Origin of the sequence: Vibrio sp. 10N.286.48.F5, from assembly GCF_041469785.1 — a bacterium.
In the GTDB taxonomy this organism is placed as follows: Bacteria; Pseudomonadota; Gammaproteobacteria; order Enterobacterales; family Vibrionaceae; genus Vibrio; species Vibrio crassostreae_C.
The window spans coordinates 1-10471 of the sequence record NZ_JBFRLG010000062.1; the positions used below are offsets into that span (position 1 = coordinate 1).

Here is a 10471-nt window from a genome sequence, read left to right on the forward strand (position 1 = left end):
GATTCCCGCTGCACGCTCCAACTTCTCCTTAAGCTTCATTACGCACTTTCTTCCAGCGACACCCTATTCAAAAATTTTCGCCGTTTGCTAAGTCCATAATCATTAAATCTATACTGACTAAACTTATTTTATTTAAGCTTAGATTGACGAATCGACGCTAAGTGACCAACCAAAGCTATTAACTCCTTAATTCGCTTCGTATTTCTGACACCTATCCAAATCACACATTGCAGTTCAGCTTTTAATGATTTTCAAAATTGTTCCAATTTAATAATCTTGGTCAATATCTGCAAAAATCATTGTGTTAATGTGCGCGCATTAGCAACAACCCATAAATAATAAAAAATGTTTAAAAGCAATGAGTTAACAATTAGCATCGAAGCAATTAATGTCGCGCTAGCAAAAGTTGAAAATGCCAATAAAATTCAGCTAGATACATTGAAAGGTTATGTGAACAGCGAGCCTGAACAGGCTGTACTGGCTTTTCGATCGCTGAATGAAGCAGAGTCAATCGATGACAAGTTTAAAAAGATCATGGCAGAGCTACCGCATCTGAGCGGCGAAGCACACCATCTGCTTGAAACTTCTATCTTGCTACAGTGACTATAAATAAAGATAAGCCTCAGCGAATCCCTCACAGCAAAACGCTTTAGGTATAAGTTAAGACTTATCTTTAATTTTCTAGCCCTCATTGAATTTCTAATTCAACAAAGCGCTATTGATTAACGTATAAAGCGTTAACGACTTCACCATACCCGCTTCAGCGTGACCAGGAATATTGCACGCGAACTCTACGTTATTATCACCATGGAAATGCCAAAGCATCTGTTTCGCTTTGCCCGGCTTAACTGTCACTGTGCTGCCCGAGTCATGATCGTGATTACCCATGTTTTTCATCATTTCCCGGTGCTCTAGCTGCTCTAAGGCAGAACCAATCGAGAATTCGTGGTCAATCTTGCCCGTGTTCATCACAACAAACTGCACAACATCGTTCGGCTCAATTTCGACCTTGTTCTTAAAGGTAATTTTCATATCGTCACTTAGTAAAACATGAACCACTTTATCCGGTTTTGCACCCGTCGCAGGCATGCCTACTTCAGACATACCGTCCATGTTCATCATCATTGAATGATCCATCTTTCCACCTTTCATCATGCTGTGATCCATTTTTGAATGATCCATCTCTCCACTCTTCATCATCGAGTGATCCATATTTGAGTGGTCCATATTTGAATGGTCCATTTCAGCAAAAGCCGTTGAAGTAGTTAACGTCAGTGTAATCGCAATAAGTGTCTTTTTCATGATCGTTCCTTAGATTAATTCAGTTATTCATTTGTTAGTTTCACATGTTCATGTGGTACGCCCTTACCCACTCTTTTTTGGCAAGTAAGGGCTAATAATCAATACGTTATTTGTTTGTCTCGTTTTGGCTATGCGTAATCTCACGCTGTCTCCAGAGCTTAAAGATTGCAGGCAGCACCAGTAGGGTAAGCAACAATGCCGAAGCCATTCCGCCTATCATCGGCGCGGCAATTCGCTGCATCACTTCAGAACCCGTTCCCTCGCCATACATAATTGGAATGAGGCCAATGATCACGGTAAGTACTGTCATCATCACAGGGCGAACACGCAGTCCTGCACCCTCACGAATCGCATCCGTTAAGTCTTCACTCTGAAGTGCTTGCTGGTTCTGCTCCACATCCAATTTTTTGTAGTGCCATGCTTGGTTTAGGTAGACCAACATGATGACGCCTATCTCAACAGCAACCCCGGCAAGCGCGATGAAGCCCACCCCCACCGCAATCGAGAAGTTGTAATTGAGGATATGCATCAGCCATAGGCCGCCAACCATCGCGAGTGGCAATGTCAGCATGATCATCATCACCTCACCGACACGGCGGAAGCTTAGATAGAGCAACAACATGATGATGGCGATGGTAATTGGCACAACGACACTTAAACGTTCTTTGGCGCGCTCCATGTATTCGTATTGACCAGACCATGCCAGTGAATATCCGGCAGGCAAGACGATTTGATCTGTAACGACTTTTTGCGCCTCTGCCACATAAGAACCAAGGTCGCGACCTTCGATGTCAACGAACACCCAGCCATTAGGACGCGCGTTCTCCGTCTTAATCATTGGTGGCCCATCTTCATAGCGAATATCCGCGACATCAGACAAAGCAATTCGCGCTCCATTAGGTGTCACTAACGGCAGGTTCTGCAGCTTAACGACAGAATCACGATAGCTTTGTGGGTAACGGACATTGATTGGGTAACGCTCTAGCCCCTCAACGGTTTCGCCCACGTTCATGCCACCAACCGCAGTCGAAATAACCTGTTGCACTTCTTTAATGCTCAAGCCATATCGTGCAGCAGAAAGACGTTTGATATCTATCGTGACATAGCGACCACCAGCCACACGTTCGGCATACACAGAAGCCGTACCGCTAACACCATTTAAGATAGGTTCGAGCTGAGAGCCAATGTCCTCTATAACACTCAGATCTGGCCCTGCTATTTTGATTCCGATTGGCGTTTTAATACCGGTCGCTAACATGTCGATCCGAGTCTTGATTGGCATAACCCATGCGTTAGTCAAACCGGGGAATTGAATCAGATCATCAAACTCTTTTCGTAGCGACCCAGTAGTGACACCGTCACGCCATTCATCTCTTGGTTTAAGCTGAATAACCGTTTCAATCATAGTCAGTGGTGCAGGATCGGTTGCTGTCTCTGCTCGACCAATTTTGCCCCACGTGGTTTCGACTTCTGGAATGGTTTTGATGAGTTTATTGGTTTGTTGCAACAACTCACGCGCTTTACCAATTGAAATACCCGGATACGTGGTTGGCATGTACATCAAATCTCCTTCGTCCAAAGGAGGGATGAACTCGCTGCCAAGTTTACTGGTTGGGTAATAAGCAGACGCCATTAAGCCAAGTGCGATAACAATCATCACCTTTGGATACTTTAGGCTGAGGTTCAGAAGCGGTTTATACATCGCCACTAGGCTGCGGTTTACTGGGTTTTTGTGTTCAGGTAGCACGTTGCCGCGAATGAAGTAACCCATTAGCACAGGCACAAGCGTGATAGCCAAACCTGCCGCTGCCGCCATCGCATACGTCTTGGTAAAGGCAAGTGGCGAGAACATCTTGCCCTCTTGGCCTTCTAACGCGAACACAGGCACAAAGCTCAAGGTAATGATAATCAGAGAGAAGAACAGCGGTGCGCCAACTTCTTCTGCTGCCTTACCAATCACCTGCCAACGGTTTTTGTCAGTAAGCGGAGTCCGTTCAATGTGTTTATGAACGTTCTCGATCATTACGATGGCACCATCCACCATGGCGCCAATCGCAATCGCGATCCCGCCAAGAGACATGATGTTGGCGTTAATACCCTGCCAATGCATCACAATGAATGCACCTAAGATACCAACAGGCAGACTTAGCGCGATAACCAGTGATGATCGGATATGGAACAAGAACAGCGCACACACCACGGCGACCACGATGAACTCTTCAGCCAGCTTCTTCCAAAGGTTTTCAACGGCTGAATCAATCAAAGTAGAACGGTCATAAGTCGTGACAATCTCGACACCATCAGGTAAGCCTGCTTGCAGTTCCGCAAGCTTGGATTTAACCGAATCGATCACTTCACTGGCATTTTCACCAAAGCGCATCACGATAACGCCGCCAACCGCTTCACCCTCACCGTTGAGCTCCGAGATACCACGACGCATTTGCGGGCCGAGGTTAATGTCAGCAATGTCACCTAATAGTAGCGGTGTACCTTTGTCTGTCACTTTTAACGGCAGAGATTGAATGTCTTCGATGCTTGTCAGGTAACCCGTCGTACGAACCATGTGCTCGGCTTCGGCAATCTCGACAACAGACGCTCCTGTTTCTTGATTACCATCTTGGATCGCCTTGTTGACCTGTTGAAGTGTTAGGTCATAAGCACGTAACTTGGCAGGATCAATCTGTACTTGATACTGCTTCACCATGCCGCCAACGGTCGCCACTTCAGACACACCTTCTACGGTTTGCAACTCATACTTCAAGAACCAATCTTGCAAACTACGAAGTTCCGCTAAGTCGTGCTGACCTGTTTTATCTTGCAACACGTAGCTGTAAACCCAGCCCACACCGGTTGCATCGGGTCCTAGTGTTGGCTTGGCACTCGATGGCAAGTTAGGTGCAACTTGGCTTAAGTACTCCAACACTCGTGAACGCGCCCAGTACATATCGGTATCGTCATTGAAGATGATATAGACATAGGAATCACCAAAGAACGAGTAGCCACGAACTGTTTCAGCACCCGGTACAGCTAACATGGCGGTGGTCAATGGATAGGTCACCTGATCCTCGACCACTTGTGGGGCTTGCCCCGGATAACTGGTTTTGATGATCACCTGAACATCTGACAAATCAGGAATGGCATCGACAGGTGTATTTTTAACGCTGTATAAGCCGCCAAATACGATGGCTACAGTAGCAACCAACACTAAGAAGCGGTTGCTAATAGACCAGCGAATGATTGCATTGATCATAGTTCGCCCTCACCCGTGCTATTCGTCGGTTCGAGAGATTTGAGCACATAATCAGAACCTTGCTTCGCCACTAGAAACCGAATGGTTTGACCCTCGGAAAACTCAGATAAATCAAGGTCATCACTGGCTTGGAAATTCATTTCACCCGCTTTCCAATTCCACTCAGGGACTGGCTGATGTTTTACGGTGATCATGCCAAAATCTGCCATCAACATAGTGATGTCACCCGTTACCCAAACTTCGCCAGCGATCTTGTGTTTGTTCACCTTGTAATCCACAACCTCGTACTGCCCTGACTCTGTCTTTCTCATCTCAAAGTCAATTGCCTTACCACGTTGCACGTCACTCATGTCCAAGCCTTCCACAAAGGTGAAATTCATCACCATGCCCGGCCAATCCCATTCTGGAACAGGCTGATGGTTAATCGTCACCATACGGCTGCCTTGCATAACATCGGAAATTTCACCGTTTGCCCATACGGTTTCCGCTTCTTCCTCAACACCATTGATGCGTGACAGATCAGCTGATTGGCTCGATTCAGAATCCAACATAAAGTGTGCAGAAGTGACAATACTCTCACCTTGCTCTAGCCCTTGAAGCACCTCTATTTTTTCGCCAGCTTCACGACCAACCTCAATACGAGCAGAGCGATACTTGCCAGAACCTTCTGACATCACCACTCGAGTCATACCACCGGAGTGAATCACCGAAGATCTTGGGATAGTAAGAACGGCTTCATCACTGATGGGTTTCAGCGCAATATTGGCAAACATATTTGGCTTAAGCTCGCCATTTGGGTTGGAGAACTTCAAACGAACGCGCAAGGTTCGAGTTTTTGGGTCAAGGATTGGGTAAACGTAATCGACATTACCCAACCACTCTTTGCCGGGAATGGCATCTAGCGTCATTTCGGCATTGCTGCCTGATGAGATCCAGTGTGCTTGGCGCTCAAACACCTCAGCATCAACCCATACCTCGCCTAATGGGCCAGCACTGATCACCGCTTGTGCAGGTGAAAGATAACCACCTTCTCGAATATTCAGGCTAGCGATGACACCATCCGCAGGCGCTTTGATTTCGATGGTTTGCGAGGCTTTCCCTTTACGAGCGATGGATCGTATCTGCGCTTTATCTACACCTAGGGTGACCAAGCGTTCAGTCGAGCCCTTGATCAAACCTTTACGACCCGTTTTATAAGCACTGATCAACTCTTCTTGTGCTTTAACAAGCTCTGGAGAATAGAGTGTGAAAAGTACATCACCTTTGTTTACCTTCTCACCCACTGCGTTGATGTAGAGCTTCTCAACCCAACCAGCTGCTCTTACGTTGGTTTGCCACAATGTACTTTCATCGAACGCCACATAACCCACGGTTTCAATGCGCGGTGATAGCGCTTCTCGTGTGACTTGTGCGGTTTTCACGCCAAGGTTATTTTCCACGGAAGAATCAATAAACACGGTTCCGGGCTTATCTTTAGCTCCGCCGTTCACATCGTCTGCATACACAGGGATAAGATCCATCCCCATTGGCGACTGGCCCGGCTTATCACGCTGATAATTTGGGTCCATCGGAGCTACCCAATACAAAGGCTCATCGCTGGCCTGTTTACTTACATCTGCGCCTGTACTCGTTGCCATTGCTGACATGTTATGTGTTGGATTAATTAGAAAATGGTTCACACCAAAACCCAATGCACCACCGACCAATAAAGCGATTGTTGCTACTTTTACTGTACTCATTGTCTATTCCCTTATTGATTGGCTGTGTGTTTAGTTGCGCTTGAGCTGAGTTGTGGTTGGTTTACTTGGTATTCAAACCCACTGACTAACGCCGCCAGTTTGCTGTTAACGATGTTGAGGTCGGTGATCAAACGTTGTTGCTCTAACTGAAGCGCCAGCTCATCGGTCGTTGCTAAAATGACATCGTTAAACTGGGCGGTATTGTTTTGATAGCCCCTCTCAACCGCGCTGATTCGGGCTGCGGTTTGAGGAAGCAAGGACGTTTGATAGCGATCTAATCGCTGGATCAGATTTGATCTGTCCACCAGCAATGCGTTCACTTGCGCGTTCATTTGGGAAAGTAAGGTGTCTTTTTGAGATTTGGCCGCACCAACTTGATACTGAGCAGCCGATAAGTTCTTATCTTGTCGGCTCCCTGTAAACAGCGGGATGTCGACTGTCAGATAAGCACTCACCAGATCAGAAGCAGGTTCACCCGCCATGTTATTGGCTTGACGGTGTGCATACATCACTTCCACCCCAAACTGCGGGGTATAAGCTTGCTCGGCTAACTCGACCTGAGTTTGATTGGAGGAAATACTGACATCGGAGATCTTAACCAAAGGATGGTCAGTCAGTAGCTGGTAGTGCTTGGTTGAATCGATATTGGTCGCTAATTTGCTTTCCAACAACGACCAATCGATTTGGTTAGTTGCATTCAGTGTGCCCTGAGAATCAAGAACCTGAGAGCCTAGCCAATCAGAACCCAACCATTCAGAAAGCTGAGAGATTAAGCGGCGCTGAACCTGCTTGTTTGCCTGAAGTTTCTCATCAAGCTTACTCACTTGAAGCTGAGCGTTAAGCAGATCTTGCGCTTCACTTTTACCAATCGAGTAATTGGTTTGTACATAGTTTTCAAGCTCAACCAACAAACGACGATTTTGACGAATCACCGACTCAGCCTTTTGCTGATAACCTAACTTAAGCCAAAGCTGCGTCATGCTATTCGCAACCGTCAATTCTCTTGCTTGCACCTGCAAAGCTAAAGCATCAGCCTGTTGGCCTGCCTTTTTTTGTTGAAGGTTAAGCGTATCGCCACGCTCAAACTGCTGCATCAACCCTACCGATATATTGGTCATCGGGTCTTCGTCGAATTGAAAACTATCGACAGGCAAACCGCCAAATCCAACTTTTAATTTAGGATCCATTAAGGTCGAGTTGGCAATGCCCGTTTCTCGCATCGCTTGAGACTGAGCAAAGTACTGTTTGCGATTTCCATCTTCGCTTAAAGCAATCTCAATCAGTGTATTGAGTTGCTGCGTCGAGCTTGCTTGGTCATGTGCTGAAATGTGTTGAGCATTTGAAGCTGACGCCGTGGTAGCCGCGAGCGTAGCACTTGAAAACAAGGCCATAGGCAAGGCAGCAGCAACCACTAAGCTCGTGTTCATGACAAACACAGAGGTTGTTGGTTTCATATTCACAATGAATGTCCATATCTAGCGCTAATTAGCGCATAAAAAAGAATGGCTTATCAGATTTATCTAACTGATATAGCTGTATTTTTAGATATAGATTTATGCGGAAGGTGGGCGTAGCAAAGATTGAGCGCGTGCGACTTTCTGGCCAATCGTGACCGATTGAAAACGAGCTAATGAAAAGGAAAGTTGATCAACGGCTTGAACAGCCTGAATTGGATAGGGACTTGCAGAACACATTGAGGCACAGCAATCGACACTCGAACAATGGTTACCCATCATCGAGCTACCGTCTTCGCTCATTGAAGACATATCGCATTGAGCCATCAAAGCATGGGCACTCATGTTAGAGTCTTCAGCGTGTACTTCTTCACTCATCACATGACACCCCGCCATTGAATCATTAACCGAAGTATCGCTGTGGTAACAAGCCGACTTGCTCGACCCCATTTCCATCATCATTACTTCAGTCATCAAGGCTGAGGAGCTTGAGGCATAGCTAGACATCAACATCGCAATGATGCTGAAAACAATAATCCAAGTTTTTCGGAATGTGTTTGTCATAGCTTACCTTTGAATTTACACCGCAACTATAAACGTTACCCTTAGGGTAAGGTCAATGCCATTGTGCCGATATTTGCCTGACCGTTGAAAAAGTATTCATCCTCTCTTTCATCAAAATGAGATAATTCTTCGACTTTGCAGTTTTTTCTTTAAAAATTATCCAATTAGCTAGCGAAACCTCTATCTGTGTATTTTACTTAAGATAGTGCAACCACGATTCACGGATGATAAAAATGGCTAACAAAAAAAACGTCGAAGCAAACAAGAAAAATACAGAAATCAAAAATAAGAAAAGTAACAAGCTAGAACAAAAGAAACCAACACAAAAAAAGAAGCGCAGACTGCATTCACATCTAAAAGTGAATATCCCACTTTTTCAGTCACTCATGATGATTTTGCCATCATTGGCTAAACACGCTGCTGCAGAAAGTATAGACAATGCCAGCGACGCTGCAGATCAAGTAACCGCAAATAACGTGACCGAAAAAGATGTCACCGATGACCATAGCAAGGCGGACTCATCAGCGGTTGCTCTCCAAGACGCTCAGGCGAGTGACAACGACGTAAACTCAACCTTAAGTGCAAGTCATGCCGCCCATGGTTCGAGCTCTAACTTGGTTCCTTCTCATCATTTGTCGACGCTTTCTCACCCGCAAGTCCATTACATTCCTTCGGTATCGATGCCGACTATCTCCTCAGGAAGTAACGGTCAGCCGACTAATTCAAATGCGCCGACGACACCCGCTTTACCCGTCACCTTTATGCCAGAAGTCATAAAAGGTACGTACGGAGAGCTTCATGTTGATGCAAATGGTCAATACACATTCGTATTGAATCCAAATTCTCCTCAATACATCCTGTTAAACCAGCACCAACCATGTACTGATCATTTTGCGTTACATCTATCTAATGGCTCGAGCATCATTGTTCAGATACCGGTAACAGGTAAGCAAGACACGCCAAATATTTCTGGAGACTTAACAGGTGTGGTAACAGAAGATCACAATATTGATTCACAAGGCTTGTTACATGCGAACGGCAAAATCGATGTCATAGACCCTGACCAAAATGAAAGTTCGGTTACGCCGGAAGTTATCTCAGGTAAATATGGTTCATTAACTATCGATGCTGATGGACATTGGCAGTATCAAGTTGATAACTCGCTCTCTAATGTTCAAGCTTTAACCGCAGCCACTTCACTGCATGAAAGTTTCACAATTCACACCAAAGATGGCACACCGCAAACGATCGATATGACAATAGGTGGCAACGATGACAATGCCGTAATTACGGGTGTGGATGCTGGCACGTTAACTGAAGATTTAACGACACAAGTTCAAGGGCAGCTTTCGGTAACGGACTCTGATCTTGGAGAAGATCATTTTCAGGCATCACAAGTAACTAGCAATTTCGGTACGCTAAGCATCACCAAAGACGGTGCGTGGACATACAATTTAGACAACAATAACCCAGTAGTTCAAAGACTTGGCCAAGGTTCAACTGCGACAGACATCGTCACTGTTCACTCTGCCGACGGTACACCTCACAACGTAACTATCAACGTGAGAGGCACTAATGATAATCCAGTAGTAAGCAGTCAATCTCCACACCTCCCCTCAAAGGCAAATATTAGTGCACCTCCTTCGGGACTGGGGAAAACCATATATGAGGATGTAAATGTGCAAAATGGCCATTTACATACCGGCGGTCAATTACATGTTGATGATAAAGACTTCAACGAATCAACATTTTTGCCTGAGAATCTACATGGGGCTTATGGCGAATTAAAACTTACGAGTCAAGGCACTTGGTCTTACATTGCTAACAATAACAATCCGAATATAGAACAACTGAATAATGGCGACACGCTAACCGAGCGCTTTAAAATACATACAAAAGATGGATCGGTATTTGAACTTAATGTTTATATCAATGGCACCAACGATAAAGCGACGGTCAGTACAGCAACGGTCAGTATAGATGAAACCGACAGAGCGGTAACGGCTTCAGGTACGCTAACCAGTACTGACGTGGATAACCCAGACAATACCTTCACGCCAGGTTCCATTGCAGGCACAAATGGCGACCTCACCATTGATGTCAATGGTCATTGGGCGTTCACCGCCAACAGCGCGTTTAATAAATTGAACGTCGGCGATAAA

The 10471-nt window shown here is 45.6% G+C and carries 7 protein-coding genes; 2 read left to right on the top strand and 5 right to left on the bottom strand.

Annotated elements, in window-relative coordinates; translation table 11 throughout:
- Positions 1-345: 345 nt before the first annotated feature.
- A complete protein-coding gene (locus AB4185_RS21660) occupies positions 346-603 on the top strand; it encodes a hypothetical protein (RefSeq protein ID WP_065583933.1) in 258 nt (85 codons plus the stop codon).
- Positions 604-699: 96 nt separating this feature from the next.
- Here AB4185_RS21660 and AB4185_RS21665 read toward each other — a convergent pair whose 3' ends face one another.
- The 5 genes from AB4185_RS21665 to AB4185_RS21685 form a co-directional block, all read right to left on the bottom strand.
- Positions 700-1302, bottom strand: coding sequence for a copper-binding protein (locus AB4185_RS21665; protein WP_372135919.1), 603 nt, complete (start codon positions 1300-1302; stop codon positions 700-702).
- 106 nt (positions 1303-1408) lie between these two features.
- Entirely contained in the window at positions 1409-4552 is a 3144-nt protein-coding gene (locus AB4185_RS21670) for an efflux RND transporter permease subunit (protein WP_372135920.1), read from the bottom strand.
- Positions 4549-6291 carry an efflux RND transporter periplasmic adaptor subunit gene (locus AB4185_RS21675; RefSeq protein WP_372135921.1) on the bottom strand — a complete coding sequence of 581 codons (1743 nt, stop codon included), beginning with the start codon at positions 6289-6291 and terminating at the stop codon, positions 4549-4551. Before AB4185_RS21675 ends, AB4185_RS21670 begins: the two co-directional genes overlap by 4 nt.
- An 11-nt stretch (positions 6292-6302) precedes the next feature.
- The gene (locus AB4185_RS21680; protein WP_372135924.1) at positions 6303-7745 is read right to left on the bottom strand and encodes a TolC family protein; all 1443 of its coding nucleotides are present in this window, start codon (positions 7743-7745) and stop codon (positions 6303-6305) included.
- Between the two features lie 99 nt (positions 7746-7844).
- The gene (locus tag AB4185_RS21685) at positions 7845-8309 is read right to left on the bottom strand and encodes a hypothetical protein (protein ID WP_017064449.1); all 465 of its coding nucleotides are present in this window, start codon (positions 8307-8309) and stop codon (positions 7845-7847) included.
- 233 nt (positions 8310-8542) lie between these two features.
- Between AB4185_RS21685 and AB4185_RS21690 the strand changes: the two genes are divergently transcribed.
- A partial coding sequence (locus AB4185_RS21690) for a VCBS domain-containing protein (RefSeq protein ID WP_372135922.1) occupies positions 8543-10471 on the top strand: 1929 nt, incomplete at its 3' end.